The organism is Streptomyces sp. E-08 (assembly GCF_049913095.1).
Classification (GTDB): Bacteria; Actinomycetota; Actinomycetes; order Streptomycetales; family Streptomycetaceae; genus Streptomyces.
On the sequence record NZ_CP183971.1, the window covers coordinates 6,239,601 to 6,259,345 of the forward strand.

Here is a 19,745-nt window from a genome sequence, read left to right on the forward strand (position 1 = left end):
CGGATGGGGCCCGTCACGTAGCTCGTTCGGGGACCGGCCCCGAGGTTTGCGAGACTGGGACGGTGAGAAGCGCAGCTCCCGCCCCGCGGGTCATCGCCGTCGTCGGCCCCACGGCAGCCGGAAAGTCCGATCTGGGTGTATTCCTGGCGCAGCAGCTCGGCGGCGAGGTCGTCAACGCCGACTCGATGCAGCTGTACCGGGGGATGGACATCGGGACCGCCAAGCTGACGCCGGAGGAACGCGGCGGAGTCCCGCACCACCTCCTCGACATCTGGGACGTGACCGAGGCCGCCAGCGTCGCCGAGTACCAGCGCCTCGCCCGCGCCGAGATCGACCGGCTGCTCGCCACGGGGCGCACCCCGGTCCTCGTCGGCGGCTCGGGCCTGTACGTACGGGGGGCCGTCGACGCCCTCGAGTTCCCCGGCACCGACCCGGCCGTCAGGGCCCGCCTGGAGGCCGAACTCGAGGAGCGCGGCTCCGGCGTCCTGCACGCCCGGCTCGCCGCGGCCGACCCCGAGGCGGCCCGCGCGATCCTGCCCAGCAACGGCCGGCGCATCGTCCGGGCGCTTGAGGTGATCGAGATCACCGGCAAGCCGTTCACCGCCAACCTCCCGGGTCCCGACTCGGTCTACGACACCGTCCAGATCGGCGTCGACGTGGCCCGCCCCGAGCTCGACGAGCGGATCACCACGCGCGTGGACCGGATGTGGGAGGCCGGTCTCGTCGACGAGGTGCGCGCCCTGGAGGCGCGGGGGCTGCGCGAGGGCCGTACGGCGGCCCGCGCCCTCGGCTACCAGCAGGTGCTCGCGGCGCTCGCGGGGGAGTGCACCGAGGACGAGGCGCGCGCCGAGACCGTGCGGGCCACGAAGCGCTTCGCCCGCCGCCAGGACTCGTGGTTCCGCCGCGACCCGCGCGTGCACTGGCTCAGCGGAGCCGCGGATCACCGCGGGGAACTCCCGCGGGAGGCGCTGTCGTTGGTCGAACGAGCGGTTACAGCCTGATCACGTGATGGCATCGGGACGCACTGCCCGTCATTTCGGCGGTCATGAGCGTGCCATCATCGAGCATCGATCGACCAAGTGGAGTCCGAGTGGGGAGGGCGCGTGGCGATGGAGGCCGGCCCTCGCGACAGAGAACAGCACGAGGCGGCCCTGGGTGACCCGACGGCGGATCCATCGGGCGACACACCGGGCCATCCGACGGACGACACCTCCGCCGGTGCCCCCGGGCTGGCCACGGACGGTCCCGACGATGCCGTGGGCACCGCCGTCGAGATCGACGCCGACGAGGTCGAGGTCGAGCTCCGTCCCCAGCGCCGACTGCGGATCTGGCAGCTCGCCCCGATCGTGGGGCTGGCGGCCGTCGGCTCGCTGATGTTCGCCTTTCCGCTGGCCTTCGGTTCGGGGGACGGCGGCGCGGTCGTCGCCATGCTCGGACTGCTCATCAGCTCCTGCGCGGCGGGCTGGGGCATGATGGCCGCCCGCAAGGTCGGCTACACCTGGCCGGGACTCCCGCCGCGCGGCTCGGGCGAGCGCCCGAACTGGCGCGTCCTCGCCCTGTACCTGTCGACGATCGCGGCCCTGGTCGCCCTCGCGGTCTGGCGAGTCGCCCGCCTGCGCTGACTCCCGCCCCGGCGCGCGGCGGCGCCCACACGCCGTCCGGAGTCCCTCGCCCCGTATCCGCCCCGGCCCGGCCCCGGGCGGAGTGGGGCCCGGGGTGGGGGAGGGCCGGGTGTGGCCGTGCCCGTGGGCCGGGTCGTGGACAGGGCGGGCGGCCTGTCGGGCCCGCCCCGTACAGTTGATCGCGTGACCAGCACGCAGACCTCGCCGCTCCCCTTCCTCAAGTTCCTCAAGGGCCACGGCACCGAGAACGACTTCGTGATCGTCCCCGACGCGGAGAACGCCGTCGACCTGCCGCCCGCCGTCGTGGCGCGGCTCTGCGACCGGCGGGCCGGCATCGGGGGCGACGGGCTGCTGCACGTCGTGCGCAGCGCCGCCCACCCCGAGGCGCGCCACCTGGCCGACGAGGCCGAGTGGTTCATGGACTACCGCAACGCCGACGGCTCCGTCGCCGAGATGTGCGGGAACGGGGTCCGGGTCTTCGCCCGGTACCTGGAGCACGCGGGCCACGTCACCGCGGGCGAGGTCGCCGTCGCCACCCGGGGCGGAGTCAAGCACGTCCACCTGGACAAGGACGGCTCCGTCACCGTCGCCATGGGCCGCGCGGTGCTCCCCGAGCCCGGCGTCACCGTCACCGTCGACGGCCGCAGCTGGCCCGCGCGCAACGTGAACATGGGCAACCCGCACGCGGTCGCCTTCGTCGAGGAGCTCGACCACGCGGGCAACCTGTTCACCGAGCCGCCCTACGAGCCCGCCGCGGTCTACCCGGACGGGGTCAACATCGAGTTCGTCGCCGACCGGGGCCCCCGCCACGTCGCGATGCGCGTCCACGAGCGCGGCGCCGCCGAGACCCGCTCCTGCGGCACCGGCGCGTGCGCCGTCGCCGTCGCCACCGCCCGCCGGGACGGCTTCGACCCCGCCGAGAGCGGCACCCCCGTCACGTACACCGTCGACGTCCTCGGCGGGACCCTGGTCATCACCGAGCACCCCGACGGCCGGATCGACATGACGGGCCCCGCCGTCATCGTCGCCGAGGGCACCGTCGACCCGGCGTGGCTCGGGCAGGACGCCGGGACGCCGTGATCACGCGCGACGGAATCGAAACTGTCAACGACTGATCTGTCGCTCGAATGGGTGATCCGATTCACGCTGGGCGAGAGCGTGACTGCGCCGCGTGGTGGGGTCGGTAGCATCAAGCACCGGCCCCCCGGGCACGCCTGGCCCGCCCACCGCCGGTCGACGTTGCCGGAGGTGCCCCATGAGCGCAGAGGCCACCAACCCCGTGAGTGCGGCCGAGGCCGCCACCACCGACGTGGCCGTCCGCAGACGCGGACGCGCCCGGATCGACCTGCGCCGCCTCGGCCGCGCCGCCCTGCTCGGCGCCACCGCCGGACCGGCGCCCCGTGACCGGCTGCCCGACGCCATCGGCCATGTGGCGGAAGCGCACCGCGCCCACCATCCCGAGGCCGACCTGACGGTGCTCGGCCGGGCGTACGTCCTCGCCGAGTCCTCGCACCGCGGCCAGTTCCGCAAGAGCGGCGAGGCGTACATCACCCACCCGCTCGCGGTCACCCTCCTCCTCGCCGAACTCGGCGCGGAGACCACCACCCTGACCGCCTCCCTCCTCCACGACACCGTCGAGGACACCGAGGTGACGCTCGACCAGGTGCGCCGCGAGTTCGGTGACGAGGTCGCCTACCTCGTCGACGGCGTCACCAAGGTCGAGAAGATCGACTACGGCGCCGCCGCGGAGCCCGAGACCTTCCGCAAGATGCTCGTCGCCACCGGCAGCGACGTCCGGGTCATGTCGATCAAACTCGCCGACCGCCTGCACAACATGCGCACCCTCGGCGTGATGCGCCCCGAGAAACAGGCCCGGATCGCCAAGGTCACCAGGGACGTCCTCATCCCGCTCGCCGAGCGGCTCGGCGTCCAGGCCCTCAAGACCGAGCTGGAGGACCTGGTCTTCTCGATCCTCCACCCCGAGGAGTACGCGACCACCCGCGCGCTCATCGCGGACAACCCCGGCGCCGCGACCGCGCTCGACGGCGTCGCCGATCAGGTCACCGCCGTCCTGCGCGAGGCGGACATCGGCGCCGAAGTCCTCGTCCGCCCACGGCACTTCGTCTCCGTCCACCGGGTCCGCCTCAAGCGCGGCGAGCTGCGCGGCTGCGACTTCGGACGGCTCCTCGTCCTCGTCGCCGAGGACGCCGACTGCTACGCCGTCCTCGGCGAGCTCCACACCTGTTTCACCCCGGTGATCTCCGAGTTCAAGGACTTCATCGCGGCCCCCAAGTTCAACCTGTACCAGTCGCTGCACACCGCGATCGCCGCCCCCGACGGCGCCGTCGCCGAGATCCTCATCCGGACCCACCGCATGCACAAGGTCGCCGAGGCCGGCGTCGTCGCCCTCGGCAACCCCCACGTGGGCCACGAGCCGGACGGCGCCGCCGCCCCGGGGACGGGGACCGACGACGGCGAACGCGTCGACCCCACCCGCCCCGGCTGGCTCTCCCGGCTCCTCGACTGGCAGCAGTCCGCCCCCGACCCCGACACCTTCTGGACCTCGCTCCGCGCCGACCTCGCCGAGGACGACGAGATCACCGTCTTCCGCGCCGACGGCAGCGCCCCCGGCACGATCAGCCTGCCCGCCGGAGCCAGCTGCGTCGACGCCGCGTACGCACAGCACGGCGAGGCCGCCCACGCCTGCCTCGGCGCCCGCGTCAACGGCCGCCTCGCGCCGCTGAGCACCGTCCTCGGCGACGGGGACACCGTCCAGCTGCTGCTCGCCCAGGACACGGTGTCCGGACCGTCCCCGGAGTGGCTCGACCACGCCCGCACCCCCGCCGCGCGGATCGCGATCACCGGCTGGCTCCGGGCCCACCCCGAGAGCGCCGCGCCCCCCGCCGCCCCCCGGGACCCCCGCCCCCAGGTCAGCGTTCCCGCCGACCGCCGCACCGGCGCCGAGCTCCACGCCGAGCCCGTCGACGGCGAGCCGCCCGCGGCCGCCCGCCCCGCGGGCTGCTGCACCCCCGTACCGCCCGACGAGATCACCGGCTTCCGGGTGCGCGGCGGATCGGTGACCGTCCACCGCGCGCGCTGCTCGGCCGTCGACGCCATGCGCGGTCTCGGCCGCGAGCCCGTCACCGTCCGCTGGGGCGACACCCCCCAGGGCCGGGTCACCCTCGTCGCCGAGTCCTTCGGACGGCCGGGGCTGCTCGCCGACCTCACCGAGGCCATCGCGGGCTTCGGGGCGGCCGTCGTCTCGGCGAACGTCGAGCCGCCCAGCGAGCAGCGGGTCCGCCACACGTACACCCTCCACCTCCCCGACGCGGCGGGCCTCGCCGCGCTCATCCGGGCCATGCGGGACGTGCCCGGGGTGTACGACGTCAGCCGCGCCCGCCACTCGGGCGGCCTGGGCTGAGGCGCCGGGTCCGGGACACGGCCTCCGGGCGACCTCCCTCCGGACACGGTCCTCGACACGACCCCCGGGACACGTCCTTCCGGTGACCGCCCTCGGGTGACCCCTCAGGTGACCCCCTTCGGGTGTCCGGCGCGCGCGTCGCCCCGGCGTGCGGCGGCGGCCCTGGTAGCCGTAGGGCCATTCCTCCGGAAAGGCCCTGGCCCATGCCGCTCGTCCGAACCCCCCTGCCCCGCGCACGGTGGCTCCGCTCCGCCGTCCTGGTCGCCGCCTCGGCCGGACTCGTCGCCGCCGCGCTGCCCGCCCCGGCACCGCTCGGCATCGGGGACCCGCTCTTCCCGTACCTCGGCAACCCCGGATACGACGTCCTCGCGTACACGCTCGACCTCACCTATCCGGGCGTCAACACGAAGCCCCTCGCCGCGGTCACCCGGATCGACGCCCGCGCCACCCAGGACCTGGAGCGGCTCAACCTCGACTTCACCCACGGCACGGTCTCCGCCGTCACCGTCGACGGGGTGCCCGCCGAGTACGCCACGAGCGGCGAGGACCTGGTCGTCACCCCGGTCGCCCCGATCGACGCCGGGGAGGAGGTCAGGATCACCGTCACCCACACCAGCGACCCCGCCGGCCCCGCCGCCACCGGTGGCTGGGTCCGCACCGGCGACGGGCTCGCCATGGCCAACCAGGCCGACGCCGCCCACCGGGTCTTCCCCTCCAACGACCACCCGGCCGACAAGGCCTGGTTCACCTTCCGGATCACCGCCCCCAGCGACCTCACCGTGGTCGCCAACGGGCTCCCCGAAGGCCGCGTCGACCACGGCCCCACCACCACCTGGACGTACCGCAGCCGGCACCCCATGGCCACGGAGCTCGCCCAGGTCTCCATCGGCCGCTCCACCGTCGTCCACCGCGCCGGCCCCCACGGGCTTCCCGTACGGGACGTGGTGGCCACCGCCGACCGGCAGCGCATGGAGCCCTGGCTCCGCCGCACCCCCGGCCACCTGGAGTGGATGGAACGGCAGGTCGGCCCGTACCCCTTCGAGACGTACGGCGTGCTCATCGCCGACGCGGACACCGGCTTCGAGCTGGAGACCCAGACCCTCTCGCTCTTCGAGCGCGGCCTCTTCACCGAGCCCGCCTACCCCGAGTGGTACGTGGACTCCGTCATGGTCCACGAGCTGGCCCACCAGTGGTTCGGCGACAGCGTCTCGCCCCGCACCTGGTCCGACCTGTGGCTCAACGAGGGACACGCCAGCTGGTACGAGGCGCTGTACGCCGAGGAGACGGCCGGCAAGTCCCTGGAGCGGCGCATGAAGGCCGCCTACGCCGCCTCCGACGGCTGGCGCGCCGACGGCGGCCCGCCGGCCGCCCCGGAACCCCCCACCCCCGACCACAAGATCAGCCTCTTCCGGCCCGTCGTCTACGACGGCAGCGCCCTCGTCCTCTACGCGCTCCGCCAGGAGATCGGCACCGAGGCCTTCCAGCGCCTGGAACGCCGCTGGGTCGCCGAGCACCGGGACGGGACCGCCACCACCGCCGACTTCATCGCCCTCGCCGGAGAGGCCGCGGGCCGGGACCTCACCGCCTTCCTCCACGGCTGGCTGTACCAGGCGAAGACCCCGGCGATGCCCGGGCACCCGGACTGGCGCAGCCGCCCCGCCGGGGCAGCGAGGACCGCGCCGAAACCCGGGTGACGGGCCCGGCGGGGCCGTGTCACCATCTTCAGGTCGGCGACGCGGCCACGACCGGGAACGTTCCGGGGCCCCAGGACGTGCCGCGACCGGGAATCTTCCGGCGCCCGCGGACGTTGTGACCGGCACAGACAGACATCACCTCATCGACGTAAGGATCCAATGACCTCCTCTTCTTCCCCTTCCCAGGACGAGCAGAGCTTCGCGGAGACGAGCCGTACCGAGAGCCTTCGGGCCGATGCCCTGATGGAAGAGGACGTCGCCTGGAGCCACGAGATCGACGGAGAGCGGGACGGCGAGCAGTTCGACCGCTCCGAGCGTGCGGCCCTGCGCCGTGTCGCGGGCCTCTCCACCGAGCTCGAGGACGTCACCGAGGTCGAGTACCGCCAGCTGCGCCTGGAGCGCGTCGTGCTGGTCGGTGTCTGGACCTCCGGGACCGTCCAGGACGCGGAGAACTCCCTCGCGGAGCTCGCGGCCCTCGCCGAGACGGCGGGCGCCCTCGTGCTCGACGGCGTGATCCAGCGCCGTGACAAGCCGGACCCGGCCACCTTCATCGGTTCGGGCAAGGCGCGCGAGCTGCGCGACATCGTGCTCGAGACCGGCGCCGACACCGTCGTCTGCGACGGCGAGCTCAGCCCCGGCCAGCTCATCGCCCTCGAAGACGTCGTCAAGGTGAAGGTGGTCGACCGGACCGCCCTCATCCTCGACATCTTCGCCCAGCACGCCAAGTCCCGAGAGGGCAAGGCGCAGGTCGCACTCGCGCAGATGCAGTACATGCTGCCGCGACTGCGCGGCTGGGGTCAGTCGCTCTCCCGTCAGATGGGTGGCGGCGGCGGTGGCGGCATGGCCACCCGTGGCCCCGGTGAGACCAAGATCGAGACCGACCGGCGCCGCATCCGCGAGAAGATGGCGAAGATGCGCCGGGAGATCGCGGACATGAAGACCGGCCGTGACATCAAGCGGCAGGAGCGCCGCCGGAACAAGGTCCCGTCGGTAGCCATCGCCGGATACACCAACGCCGGCAAGTCCTCCCTGCTCAACCGGCTCACGGGCGCGGGCGTCCTCGTGGAGAACGCGCTGTTCGCCACCCTCGACCCGACCGTCCGCCGGGCCGAGACGCCCACCGGCCGGATCTACACCCTGGCCGACACCGTCGGCTTCGTCCGGCACCTGCCGCACCACCTGGTCGAGGCGTTCCGCTCCACCATGGAGGAGGTCGCCGAGTCCGACCTCATCCTGCACGTGGTGGACGGCTCGCACCCGGCTCCGGAGGAGCAGCTGGCCGCCGTGCGCGAGGTCTTCCGCGACGTCGGCGCGGTGAACGTGCCGGAGATCGTCGTCGTCAACAAGGCGGACGCGGCCGACCCGCTGGTGCTCCAGCGCCTGCTGCGCATGGAGAAGCACTCCATCGTGGTCTCGGCCCGGTCGGGCCAGGGCATCGACGAGCTCCTCGCGCTCATCGACTCCGAGCTGCCGCGCCCGGAGGTCGAGCTGGAGGTCCTCGTGCCGTACACGCAGGGCGGTCTCGTCTCGCGCGTGCACGCCGAGGGCGAGGTGGAGTCCGAGGAGCACACCCCGGAGGGCACCCTGCTCAAGGCCCGCGTCCACGAGGAGCTGGCGGCGCTGCTCGCGCCGTACGTTCCGGCCGCGCACTGATCCACGGCCGTACGACCGAAGGGCGCTGCCCCCTCCCCGACGGGGAGGGGGCAGCGCCCTTCGCTGTGCTTCCCGGTGTGGTCCGGGTCAGCGCGCGAACTTCTTGCTGACCATCTCGTGCACGGCCTTGCCGCCGCGTCCCAGCTGCGGTCCGGCGAGCCAGCCGTTGCCACCGGCCGGGCCGATCGAGGTGTTCGACACCAGGGCCGTCTTGCCGTTCGGCAGCACGCGGAACCAGCCGCCGCCCGAGGAACCGCCGGTCATCGTGCAGCCGATCCGGTACATCGTCGGCGTGGCCGCGGCCGTGGTGAGCCGCGTCGGCCGGTCGAGGCACTTGTGCATGATCATGCCGTTGTACGGCGGCGCCGCCGGGTAGCCCCAGGCGCCCATCGTCCCGGACTGCGCGGCCGTCGGCGCGGAGAAGTCGACCGGCAGGGCCGCACCGACCGTCTCCTCCAGGGACTTGCCGCCGCGCTCCGGCTGCACGTGCAGCACGGCGTAGTCGTACGGCCAGGCCTGGTTGGTGCCGCCCGCGTTGATCCACTCGCCCGAGGTCACGGCCCAGTCGGCCCAGAACTGGCCGTACGGGTACACCTCGTGCGGCTGCGCGTTCTGCAGCGCGGCGGGGGACTTGCCCAGGTCGTTGAAGGCCGGGACGAAGGTGATGTTGCGGTACCAGCCGCCCTTCTTGCCGGCGTGGACGCAGTGGCCGGCCGTCCAGACCAGGTTCGACTTCCCGGGGCGGCGCGGGTCCTTCACGATGGTGCCGGAGCAGACCATGGAGCCCTCGGGCGAGTCGAAGAAGATCTTGCCGACCGGGGCCGCGTTGCTGTGGTACGGCGTCTTCTCGCGCTGTGCCTTGACGGGCCGGGGCGTCGGGTCGGTGCCGCCGGAGCCGGCCTGCGCGGTGATCGTCTGGTCCGGGCTCTTCGCCGACTGCATGCGAGCGGGGTCCCAGAGGCCCTCGATCACGGGGTTGACGAAGTCCTGGGCCTCACGGAGCCAGGTGTCCTGGTCCCAGTTCTTCCACTCGCCGCCCTTCCACTTGTCCAGGTCGACGCCGTGCTTCTTGAGCGTGTCGGCGAGGTCCTTGGTGAGGTCGGTGCCGGCGTCGCCGCCGTCGGTGGCGGGTGCGGAGCTGCTCGCTCCGGCGGACGGCTTGGCGTCGGCCGCCGGCGTTTCGGTGGGGCCGCAGGCCGTGGCGGTCAGCGCGAGCGCGGTGACCAGGCCGAGGGCAGCGGGTATGAGTCGTACGGAACGCATGGATGTATTCCCCGTTGGTGTTGCCATGGACGTGTCATGAGCGGTGCACAGTATGCCGGTCGGGCCGGGCACGGGGGGAGGCGGGACCCTGCGGTCCCGCCTCCGTGCGGTGCCGTGCCGTGCGGTACGGCGCGGTGTGCCGTGCGGTGCCGTGCCTACTGGCCGGCGTACTTCTTGCTGACCTCGTCGTAGATGGCCTTGGCCTCGGGACCGAAGCGCGGGCCCGCGAGCCAACCGGCCGTCGACGGGCCGATCGAGGTGTTCGACACCAGCGCCGGCTTGCCGTCACTGCCCTTGGCGACCCAGCCGCCACCGGACGAACCACCGGTCATCGTGCAGCCGATCCGGTACATCGTCGGCTGCTCGGCCTTCAGGGACAGCCGGCCCGGCTTGTCCTGGCACTGGAACGCCTTCTGGCCGTCGAACGGCGGCGCCGCCGGGTAGCCGGTCGCCGTCATGCTCGCGATCTTCGGCACGGCGGGGGCGTTGAAGTCGACCGGGAGCGCCGAACCGACCGTCTCCTCCAGCGACTTCCCCGAGGAACCCTTCTCCGGGGTCACCTTGATGACCGCGAAGTCGTAGGGGGCACCGGCACCGCCGGTGGACGCGCCCTCGGAGATCCACTGGTCGGAGGTCTTGACCCAGTCAGCCCACCACACGCCGTACGGGGCGATCTGCTCCCGCGTCGCCTTCTCCAGCTGGGCGGTCTCCATCGCCGCGTCGTTGTACGAGGGCACGAAGGCGATGTTGCGGTACCAGCCGCCCTGCTTGCCCTTGTGCACGCAGTGGCCGGCCGTCCAGACCAGGTTGGACTTGCCCGGGTGCGCCGGGTCCTGCACGACCGTGGCCGAGCAGACCATCGAGCCCTCGGGGCTGTCGAAGAAGACCTTGCCCGACTCGGGTGCGCTGTCGTGGTACTTCGCCGCGACGGCCTTCGCCTTCACCGGCTCGGGCGTCGGGTCGGTGACACCCTTGTCGCCCGAGATGTCCTCCTCCTCGACCGGCTTGTCCGGCCGCTCGGCCTCGCGCATCCGGTCCGGGTCCCAGAGGTCCTCGATGATCGGGTTGACGAAGTCCTTGGCCTCACGCAGCCACTTGTCGCGGTCCCAGTTCTTCCAGTCGCCGTTCCGCCACTTGTCGAGGTCGATCCCGTGTTCCTTCAGGCGCTCCTTCAGGTCCTCCGGAATCTTGATCTTGTCCGGGTCCAGGCTGACGGGCGCGACGGGCTTGTCCCCACCCGCGTTCTCCTCGCTCGGACCGCAGGCCGTGACGGTGAGCGTCAGCGCCGCGACGGCGGAAGCCGCCATCAGCAGCGGACGAATCGATCGCATCTCGTGATCCCCCTGGGACTACGTCTACTTGTGCATCTTCTTGCCGGGACGAACAGCGGCCGGGCCCTCGCGGACTCGACCGACGGCCCCACTATGCCGGTGCCGGAGGGGACGGTACGCGCCCCGTCCACGGTTCCGGGCATCGATCAGCCGTTGCCGTGCCGTGATCCGGGACACGCCAAGTTCCCGCCTCCCGGCCCGTGATCCCCGGCAGTTCCCGTCGTTGGTACGTACGGGGGACACAACGGAGGCGTTCTGGGCGGCCCTTGAGGCGGCTCCACGACGCCCCGATGTGCAACGCAACTGTTACAGCGGGAGGACACCGAGCCGTGGCCGTGACCGAACCAGCTCCGGCCGTCCCACCGGCCGCGCGCACGCAGACCCGGCCGACGGATCAGCGCGACCCGTGCGACGAGGCGGACCAGAGGGGCCGGCAGGACCAGCAGGACCAGAGGGACCGGCAGGTCCAGAGGGTACTGGGGGACCGGCAGGAGCAGCGGGAACTGGGGGACCGGCAGGACCAGAGGGGGCGGCAAGGGGGTGGCGAGTACGAGGGAATCCTGCGCCGCCAGGCCCAGCGCGAGTCCGCCGCACGCACCTACGCCCGCTCCCTGCCGATCGTCCCCGTGCGGGCCCGGGGGCTGACCATCGAGGGAGCCGACGGCCGCCGCTACCTGGACTGTCTGTCCGGCGCCGGGACACTCGCCCTCGGCCACAACCACCCCGTGGTCCTGGAAGCCATCAGGAAGGTCCTCGACTCGGGGGCGCCCCTCCACGTCCTCGACCTCGCCACCCCCGTCAAGGACGCCTTCACCACCGAACTCTTCGCCACCCTCCCCGGCGGACTCGCCGACGACGCCCGCATCCAGTTCTGCGGACCCGCGGGCACGGACGCGGTCGAGGCGGCCCTCAAGCTCGTCCGGACGGCCACCGGCCGGAGCGGGCTCCTCGCCTTCACCGGCGCCTACCACGGCATGACGGCCGGAGCCCTCGACGCCTCCGGAGGGGCGACGGACGTCCGCGTGACCCGGCTGCCCTACCCCCAGCAGTACCGCTGCCCCTTCGGAGTCGGCGGCGAGCGCGGCGCCGAACTGGCCGCGCGCTGGACCGAGAACCTCCTCGACGACCCCAAGAGCGGTGTCACCACCCCCGCTGGAATGATCGTCGAGGCCGTCCAGGGCGAGGGCGGGGTCATCCCCGCGCCCGACGACTGGATGCGCCGGATGCGCCGGATCACCGCCGACCGCTCCGTGCCCCTGATCGTCGACGAGGTCCAGACCGGCGTCGGCCGCACCGGCACCTTCTGGGCCGTCGAGCACAGCGGCGTCGTCCCCGACGTGATGGTCCTCTCCAAGGCCATCGGCGGCTCCCTCCCGCTCGCGGTCATCGTCTACAGGTCGGAGCTCGACGCCTGGGAACCCGGCGCCCACGCCGGCACCTTCCGCGGCAACCAGCTCGCCATGGCCGCCGGAGCGGCCACCCTCGCGTACGTCCGCGAGAACAAGCTCGCCGAACGGGCCGGCACCCTCGGCGCCCGTATCCTCGGCCGACTCCAGGGCCTTGCCGCCGCCCACCCCTGCGTCGGCGACGTCCGCGGCCGGGGCCTGATGATCGGCGTCGAACTCGTCGACCCCGAAGCGGCCGGACCGGACGACCCCGTCCCGCCGCCCGCCCCCGCCCTGGCCCTCGCCGTCCAGCAGGAGTGCCTTGCCCGCGGGCTCATCGTCGAACTCGGCGGCCGCCACTCCGCCGTGGTCCGGCTCCTGCCCCCGCTCACCCTCACCGACGAGCAGGCCACCGCCGTCCTGGACCGCTTCGCCGACGCCCTGGCCGCGGCCGAACGGGCGCACACCCCCCACCTGTCCGCCTCCCACCGGGCCACGGCCCCCCGGAACGCCTCCGGACCGTCCCACTGACCCCGGACCGCCCCGGCCCCACCCCCAAGGAAGCCCCCGTGAACGCCACCCCCACCACTCCGGCCCCCACGACCGAACCACCCCACCCCGGACACCCCCACACCCTGGCCCCCCACCACACGGAACCCCTCCACAGCGAGCGACAGAGCACCCAGGCCCCCCTCCCGGCAACGCTCAGGTCCGAAGCCCTGGCCACGGCCCCGTACGACCCCGAGGCCCTGGGCCCGGCCCCGTTCGGCGCCGAGCCGTTCGGTGCCGAGCAGTTCGGGCAGGCGCCGTTCGGGCAGGCTCCGTTCGGCGTCGAGGAGGCCGGAGCGGATCCGTTCGGCTCCGTGGAACCGACCGTCCCGCGCCAGCACACCGGACTGCACGAGCCCCGGCCCCAGCGCCCGGCCGGCGCCCCCGACCCCCTGGACGACCTCGACCCCCAGCGCGCCGCCGACGCCGCCGCCGTCGAGAACCTCCTCCGCTGCTGGGTCCGGGAGAAGAACCTGCCGGCCCCCGGATCCAGCATCCTGCGCATCCCCCTCGACGCCAGCGGCACCGCCCTCCTCGTCCCCGTCCGCTACTGGTCGCCCACCGGCTGGCACCGGTTCGGCGCCCCCGCCCTCGAAGGGCTCCCGGCCACAGCGCCGGCCGCCGACGCCGTCACGGTGGCCGCCCTGCTCAGCCGGGAGAGCGGCCGCTCCGAGGGCACGGATCTCGTCGGCCGCGTCGCCGACTCCGCCCGCCGCACCGCCGACTTCCTCACCGAGCGCCGCCGCCACCCCGAGCCGCACCCGGACGCCGACCTCTTCCTCGCCGCCGAACAGTCCCTGCTGCTCGGCCACCCGCTCCACCCCACCCCCAAGAGCCGCGAAGGACTGTCCGAGGCCGAGGGCCGGCTCTACTCACCCGAACTCCACGGCTCCTTCCCCCTCCACTGGATCGCCGTCGACCACACCCTCCTCGCCACCGACTCCGCCTGGACCGAACAGGGCCGGCCCGTCACCGCCGAACAACTCGCCTCCGGCCTCGCCGAAGGGCTGGCACTCCCCGCCGGAACGGCACCACTGCCCGTGCACCCCTGGCAGGCTCGCGAACTCCTGCACCGCCCCGACGTCCGGGCCCTCCTGGACGCGGGTCTCCTCCACGACCTCGGCCTCCACGGCAGCCCCTGGCACCCCACCTCCTCCGTCCGCACCGTGCACCGCCCCGGAGCCCGGGCGATGCTCAAACTCTCCCTCGGCCTGCGCATCACCAACTCCCGCCGCGAGAACCTCCGCAAGGAGCTCCACCGTGGCGTCGAGGTCCACCGGCTCCTCCGCACCGGCCTCGTCGACGAGTGGCAGGCCGCCCACCCCGGTTTCGACATCGTCCGCGACCCCGCCTGGCTCGCCGTCGACGCCCCGGACGGCACCCCCGTCCCCGGCCTCGACGTCATGGTCCGCCACAACCCCTTCGGTCCCGGCGACGACGCCGTCTGCATCGCCTCCCTCACGGCGCCCCGCCCCTGGCCCGGAGCCACCACCATGCGCTCCCGGCTCGCCGACGTCATCGGACGCCTCGCCGCCCGCACCGGCCGCCCCACGACCGCCGTCGCCGCCGAGTGGTTCCTCCGCTACCTCGACCAGGTCGTCCGCCCCGTCCTCTGGCTCGACGGCCACGCCGGCATCGCCCTGGAGGCCCACCAGCAGAACACCCTGGTGCTCCTGGACCCGGACGGCTGGCCGGTCGGCGGCCGCTACCGCGACAACCAGGGCTACTACTTCCGCGAGTCCCACCGCGGCGAGCTGGAGAGCCGCCTCCCCGGCATCGGCGACGACAGCGACACCTTCGTCTCCGACCAGGTCACCGACGAGCGCTTCGCCTACTACCTCGGCATCAACAACGTCCTCGGTCTGATCGGCGCCTTCGGCGCCCAGCACCTCGCCGACGAACGCGTCCTGCTCGCCGCCTTCCGCAGCTTCCTCACCTCCGCCACCAGCCTGGGCTCGCCCCTTCCGCACCGGCTCCTGGAAGCGGCGACCCTGCGCAGCAAGGCCAATCTCCTCACCCGCCTGCACGGCCTGGACGAGCTCGTCGGACCCGTCGACACCCAGTCCGTCTACGTCACCGTCACCAACCCCCTCCGTACCTGAACCCGCCGGAGCGCCGCACCCCGACCACACCGCCGAGAGGAGAGCGACACCGTGTCACCCACCCGCCCACCGGTCGACCCGCCCGGGGACGACACCCTGGACCTGAGAGTCGACGACCTCGTCGCCCTCCTCGACGGCGACCTGCTGGACTCCGTCGCCGCCTGGAGCCCCGCCGACACCACCGCCGGCTCCTTCCGCCTCGAACCCGTGCGACTCGAACGGGATCTGCCGCTGATCACCGGATGGATGAACGACCCCGCCGTCGCCGCCTTCTGGGAGCTCGCGGGACCCGACACCGTCACCGCCGAGCACGTCCTCGCCCAGCTCGAAGGCGACGGCCGGAGTGTCCCCTGCCTCGGCGTCCTCGACGGCACGCCCATGAGCTACTTCGAGATCTACCGCGCCGATCTCGACCCGATCGCCCGGTACTACCCGGCGCTGCCCCACGACACGGGTATCCACCTGCTGATCGGAGGCGTCACCGACCGGGGCCGTGGCGTCGGCACCACACTCCTGCGCGCCGTCGCCGACCTCGTCCTCGACCACCGTCCCCGCTGCACCCGCGTCGTCGCCGAACCCGACATCCGCAACACCCCCTCCGTCTCCGCGTTCCTCAGCGGCGGCTTCCGCTACGCGGCGGAAGTCGACCTCCCCGACAAAAGAGCCGCGCTCATGATCCGTGACCGGGCCCTCCGTCACGTTCTGTGAACACCTCTGTCTTAAATACACCGCTCGACCCACAGCGGTTCCCACCCCGAGGAGTCCTCGTGTCGACGTCCCCTGCACCTCACGACTCCGCACCACCCACCCCGCCCGCTCCGGAGCCGGGCACCGGGCCCGAAACACCCCCCGAGCTGCTCGCGCCGCCCGAGCTCAACGCCGAGGCCTGGGCCCGGGCGTCCGCCCGGCTCCTCGCCAAGGCCCTCTCCGAGTTCGCCTACGAGGAGATCGTCGAACCCGTCCCCGCGGCCGGTGGCGAACCCGACCGTCACGCCCTGCGGCTCGACGACGGCACCACGCTCACCTTCCGTGCCCGCCGCGGCGCCTACGGCAGCTGGCACGTCACCGCCGGCTCGGTCACCCACGAGGGCCGCCCCCTCACCGACCCCTTCGACTTCCTGGTCCGGGCGCGCCACCTCCTCCGGCTCGACGGCGCCACCCTCGGCCACCTGATCCGCGAGCTGTCCGCCACCCTCGCCGCCGACGCCCGCCTCGACCACACGGCCCTCCCCGCCGCCGGCCTCGCCCAGCTCTCCTACGCGGAACTCGAAGGCCACCAGACCGGCCACCCCTGGCTCGTCCTCAACAAGGGCCGCATCGGCTTCTCCGCCGCCGACGCCGCCCGCTGGGCCCCCGAGGCCCGTCGCGAGACCCGGCTGCCCTGGATCGCCGTCAGCAACCACCTCGCCGCCTACCGGGGCGTGTCCGGCCTCGGCACCCCCGACCTGCTGTACGCCCGGGAGCTCGACCCCGAGGTGCACGCCGCATTCCGCGCCGCGCTGACCGCCCGCGGCCACGAACCCGACGACTACCTCCTGCTGCCCGTCCACCCCTGGCAGTGGGACGAGATCCTGCTGCCGCTCTACGCCCCGGCCATCGCGGCCGGGACCGTCGTCCCGCTCCCCGCCGACGGCGACCTCCGCCTGCCGCAGCAGTCCGTCCGTACCTTCCTCAACACCAGCCGCCCCGACCGGCACACCGTCAAACTGCCGCTGTCCGTGCTCAACACCCTCGTCTGGCGCGGACTGCCCACCGAGCGGACCCTCGCCGCGCCCGCCGTGACCGCCTGGGTCCACGGCCTGCGCGAAACCGACCCGTTCCTGCGGGACGAGTGCGGAGTGATCCTCCTCGGCGAGGTCGCCTCCGTCACGGTCGAGCACCCCCTGTACGACCGGCTGCCCGAAGTCCCGTACCAGTACAAGGAACTCCTCGGCGCGATCTGGCGCGAGCCGTTGCGACTGCCCCCGGGCGAGCGGGCCCGCACCCTCGCCTCCCTCCTGCACACCGACCCCGAGGGGCGGGCCTTCGTCGCCGAACTCGTCGAGCGCTCGGGGCTCGCCCCCACCGTCTGGCTCCAGCGCCTCTTCGCCGCCCTGCTGCCGCCGCTGCTGCACTTCCTGTACCGCTACGGCACGGTCTTCTCCCCGCACGGCGAGAACGCCATCGTCGTCTACGACGGCGAGGACGTCCCCGTCCGCCTCGCGATCAAGGACTTCGTCGACGACGTCAACATCAGCGCCCAGCCGCTCCCCGAGCACGACACGCTGCCCGACGACGTCCGCGCCGTCCTCCTCACCGAGGAACCCGAATTCCTGATCCAGTTCATCCATTCGGGGCTCTTCGTCGGCGTCTTCCGCTACCTGGCACCGCTCTGCGAGGAACAACTCGGAGTGCCGGAGGAAGACTTCTGGGGCCTCGTCCGGGCGGAGATCCTGCGGCACCAGGCCCGCTTCCCCGAGCTGAAGGAACGGTTCGAGCTCTTCGACCTCCTCACCCCGCGCATCGAGCGGCTCTGCCTCAACCGCAACCGTCTGCACCTGGACGGCTACCGGGACCGGCCCGAGCGTCCGCACGCGGCCGTCCACGGGACCGTCCCCAACCCGCTCGCGTGAGGTGCTCGTGTGACCCGGCTGTCAGTGCCGCCCCGTAGGGTGGAAGCGCTATGACGAAGCCATCCCTCCCCGACCTCCTCCACGCCGCCGTCTCCGCCGTCGGCGGCACGGAGCGGCCCGGCCAGGTCACCATGGCCGAGGCCGTGGCCGAGGCCATCGACGACAACTCCCACCTCCTCGTCCAGGCCGGCACCGGCACGGGCAAGTCGCTCGGCTATCTCGTGCCGGCACTGGCCCAGGGCGAGCGGGTGGTGGTGGCCACGGCCACCCTGGCGCTCCAGCGCCAGCTCGTCGAGCGCGATCTTCCCCGGACGGTCGACGCGCTGCACCCGCAGCTGCGCCGCCGCCCGCAGTTCGCCATGCTCAAGGGCCGGTCGAACTACCTCTGCCTGCACCGGCTGCACGAAGGCGTCCCGCAGGACGAGGAGGACGGCCTCTTCGACCCCTTCGAGGCGGCGGCGCCCACGAGCAAGCTCGGCCAGGACCTGCTGCGCCTCCGGGACTGGTCGGACGAGACGGAGACAGGCGACCGGGACGACCTGACGCCGGGCGTCTCCGACAAGGCATGGGCCCAGGTCTCGGTCTCCTCCCGCGAGTGCCTCGGCGCGAGCAAGTGCGCGTACGGGCCGGAGTGCTTCGCCGAGGCGGCCCGCGAGCGCGCCAAGCTCGCGGACGTCGTCGTGACGAACCACGCCCTGCTCGCCATCGACGCCATCGAGGGCGCCCCGGTGCTCCCGCAGCACGAGGTGCTGATCGTCGACGAGGCGCATGAGCTGGTCTCCCGGGTCACCGGCGTCGCCACCGGCGAGCTCACGCCGGGCCAGGTCAACCGCGCCGTACGGCGCTCCGCGAAGCTCGTGGACGAGAAGACGGCCGACCAGCTGCAGACCGCCGCGGAGGGCTTCGAGCGGGTCATGGAGCTGGCGCTGCCGGGCCGCCTGGAGGAGATCCCGGAGGACCTCGCGTACGCGCTGATGGCGCTGCGCGACGCGGCCCGCGCGGTGATCACGGCCCTGGGCAACACCCGGGACCGGGCCGTGCAGGACGAGGACGCGGTGCGCAAGCAGGCCATGGCCTCGGTGGAGACCGTGCACGGCGTGGCGGAGCGGATCACGCAGGGTTCGGAGTACGACGTCGTCTGGTACGAGCGTCATGACCGTTTCGGGGCCTCGCTGCGGGTCGCGCCGCTGACCGTCTCGGGCCTGCTGCGGGAGAAGCTCTTCACGGAGCGGTCCGTGGTGCTGGCCTCGGCCACGCTCAAGCTGGGCGGCGACTTCAACGGCGTCGGGGCCTCTCTCGGGCTGGCCCCGGAGGGCACCAAGGGCGACGACCTGCCCGTCTGGAAGGGCATCGACGTCGGCTCCCCGTTCGACTACCCGAAGCAGGGCATCCTGTACGTCGCCAAGCACCTCTCGCGCCCCGCGCGCGACGGGGAGCGGAGCGACATGCTCGACGAGCTCACCGAACTGATGCAGGCGGCCGGCGGGCGCACGCTCGGTCTCTTCTCCTCCATGCGTGCCGCGCAGCAGGCCGCGGAGGAGCTGCGGACCCGGATCCCGGAGCTGCCGATCCTGCTCCAGGGCGAAGACACCCTGGGCGAGCTGATCAAGAACTTCGCGGCCGACCCGAAGACCTGCCTGTTCGGCACGCTCTCGCTCTGGCAGGGAGTGGACGTCCCGGGGGCCAGCTGTCAGCTCGTCGTCATGGACAAGATCCCGTTCCCGCGCCCGGACGACCCGCTGATGAGCGCACGGCAGAAGGCCGTGGAGGAGGCCGGTGGGAACGGCTTCATGGCGGTCGCGGCGACCCACGCGGCCCTGCTGATGGCCCAGGGGGCCGGCCGGCTGGTGCGGGCCACGGGTGACCGGGGCGTCGTGGCGGTCCTCGATCCCCGGCTGGCCACCGCCCGGTACGGCAGCTATCTGAAGGCCTCGCTGCCGGACTTCTGGTACACCACGGACCGCAACCAGGTGCGGAAGTCGCTCGCGGCCATCGACGCGGCCTCGAAGACGGCCGGCGCGTAGGCCCTGCGACGGCCGGTGCGTAGGCCCTGCCCGCCAGGACACGCCTGGCGAGCAGGGAGGCCGTGCTCGTCGGGACACGGCAGGGCCCC

At 73.1% G+C, this 19,745-nt stretch carries 13 protein-coding genes; 11 read left to right on the forward strand and 2 right to left on the reverse strand.

The window, feature by feature from the left end; all coding sequences use genetic code 11:
- Window positions 1-62: 62 nt before the first annotated feature.
- The 6 genes from miaA to hflX all read left to right on the forward strand — a co-directional run bounded on the left by miaA (window position 63) and on the right by hflX (window position 8,390).
- Window positions 63-1,001 (forward strand): tRNA (adenosine(37)-N6)-dimethylallyltransferase MiaA, encoded by a 939-nt coding sequence (miaA, locus tag ACN9MM_RS28850; RefSeq protein WP_426366611.1) that lies wholly within the window; start codon window positions 63-65, stop codon window positions 999-1,001.
- Window positions 1,002-1,109: 108 nt separating this feature from the next.
- Window positions 1,110-1,622 carry a hypothetical protein gene (locus ACN9MM_RS28855; protein WP_426368852.1) on the forward strand — a complete coding sequence of 171 codons (513 nt, stop codon included), beginning with the start codon at window positions 1,110-1,112 and terminating at the stop codon, window positions 1,620-1,622.
- A 183-nt stretch (window positions 1,623-1,805) separates the two neighbouring features.
- Window positions 1,806-2,702 carry a diaminopimelate epimerase gene (gene dapF / locus ACN9MM_RS28860; protein ID WP_426366613.1) on the forward strand — a complete coding sequence of 299 codons (897 nt, stop codon included), beginning with the start codon at window positions 1,806-1,808 and terminating at the stop codon, window positions 2,700-2,702.
- A 175-nt stretch (window positions 2,703-2,877) separates the two neighbouring features.
- Complete coding sequence (locus ACN9MM_RS28865; protein ID WP_426366615.1) at window positions 2,878-5,043, forward strand: RelA/SpoT family protein; 2,166 nt, start codon at window positions 2,878-2,880, stop codon at window positions 5,041-5,043.
- Between the two features lie 203 nt (window positions 5,044-5,246).
- Window positions 5,247-6,737 (forward strand): M1 family metallopeptidase, encoded by a 1,491-nt coding sequence (locus tag ACN9MM_RS28870; protein WP_426366616.1) that lies wholly within the window; start codon window positions 5,247-5,249, stop codon window positions 6,735-6,737.
- Between the two features lie 159 nt (window positions 6,738-6,896).
- Entirely contained in the window at window positions 6,897-8,390 is a 1,494-nt protein-coding gene (gene hflX, locus ACN9MM_RS28875) for a GTPase HflX (protein ID WP_426366618.1), read from the forward strand.
- An 87-nt stretch (window positions 8,391-8,477) separates the two neighbouring features.
- Here the strand turns inward: hflX and ACN9MM_RS28880 are convergent, their stop codons facing one another.
- Window positions 8,478-9,653, reverse strand: coding sequence for a trypsin-like serine peptidase (locus ACN9MM_RS28880; RefSeq protein ID WP_426366619.1), 1,176 nt, complete (start codon window positions 9,651-9,653; stop codon window positions 8,478-8,480).
- A 155-nt stretch (window positions 9,654-9,808) separates the two neighbouring features.
- Window positions 9,809-10,984, reverse strand: a complete 1,176-nt coding sequence (locus tag ACN9MM_RS28885; RefSeq protein WP_426366621.1) for a trypsin-like serine peptidase — start codon at window positions 10,982-10,984, stop codon at window positions 9,809-9,811.
- A 503-nt stretch (window positions 10,985-11,487) separates the two neighbouring features.
- Between ACN9MM_RS28885 and ACN9MM_RS28890 the strand changes: the two genes are divergently transcribed.
- From ACN9MM_RS28890 to ACN9MM_RS28910, 5 genes are read left to right on the forward strand one after another with little or no spacing between them, the layout of a single operon-like run.
- Window positions 11,488-12,900 carry a diaminobutyrate--2-oxoglutarate transaminase family protein gene (locus ACN9MM_RS28890; RefSeq protein ID WP_426368853.1) on the forward strand — a complete coding sequence of 471 codons (1,413 nt, stop codon included), beginning with the start codon at window positions 11,488-11,490 and terminating at the stop codon, window positions 12,898-12,900.
- 38 nt (window positions 12,901-12,938) lie between these two features.
- Complete coding sequence (locus ACN9MM_RS28895; protein ID WP_426366623.1) at window positions 12,939-15,020, forward strand: IucA/IucC family protein; 2,082 nt, start codon at window positions 12,939-12,941, stop codon at window positions 15,018-15,020.
- A gap of 51 nt (window positions 15,021-15,071) precedes the next feature.
- Window positions 15,072-15,728: a GNAT family N-acetyltransferase gene (locus tag ACN9MM_RS28900; RefSeq protein WP_382868245.1), complete on the forward strand. Its 657-nt coding sequence runs from the start codon at window positions 15,072-15,074 to the stop codon at window positions 15,726-15,728.
- 59 nt (window positions 15,729-15,787) lie between these two features.
- Complete coding sequence (locus ACN9MM_RS28905; protein ID WP_426366625.1) at window positions 15,788-17,632, forward strand: IucA/IucC family protein; 1,845 nt, start codon at window positions 15,788-15,790, stop codon at window positions 17,630-17,632.
- A 50-nt stretch (window positions 17,633-17,682) separates the two neighbouring features.
- The gene (locus ACN9MM_RS28910) at window positions 17,683-19,656 is read left to right on the forward strand and encodes an ATP-dependent DNA helicase (protein WP_426366627.1); all 1,974 of its coding nucleotides are present in this window, start codon (window positions 17,683-17,685) and stop codon (window positions 19,654-19,656) included.
- The last annotated feature ends 89 nt before the right edge of the window (window positions 19,657-19,745 follow it).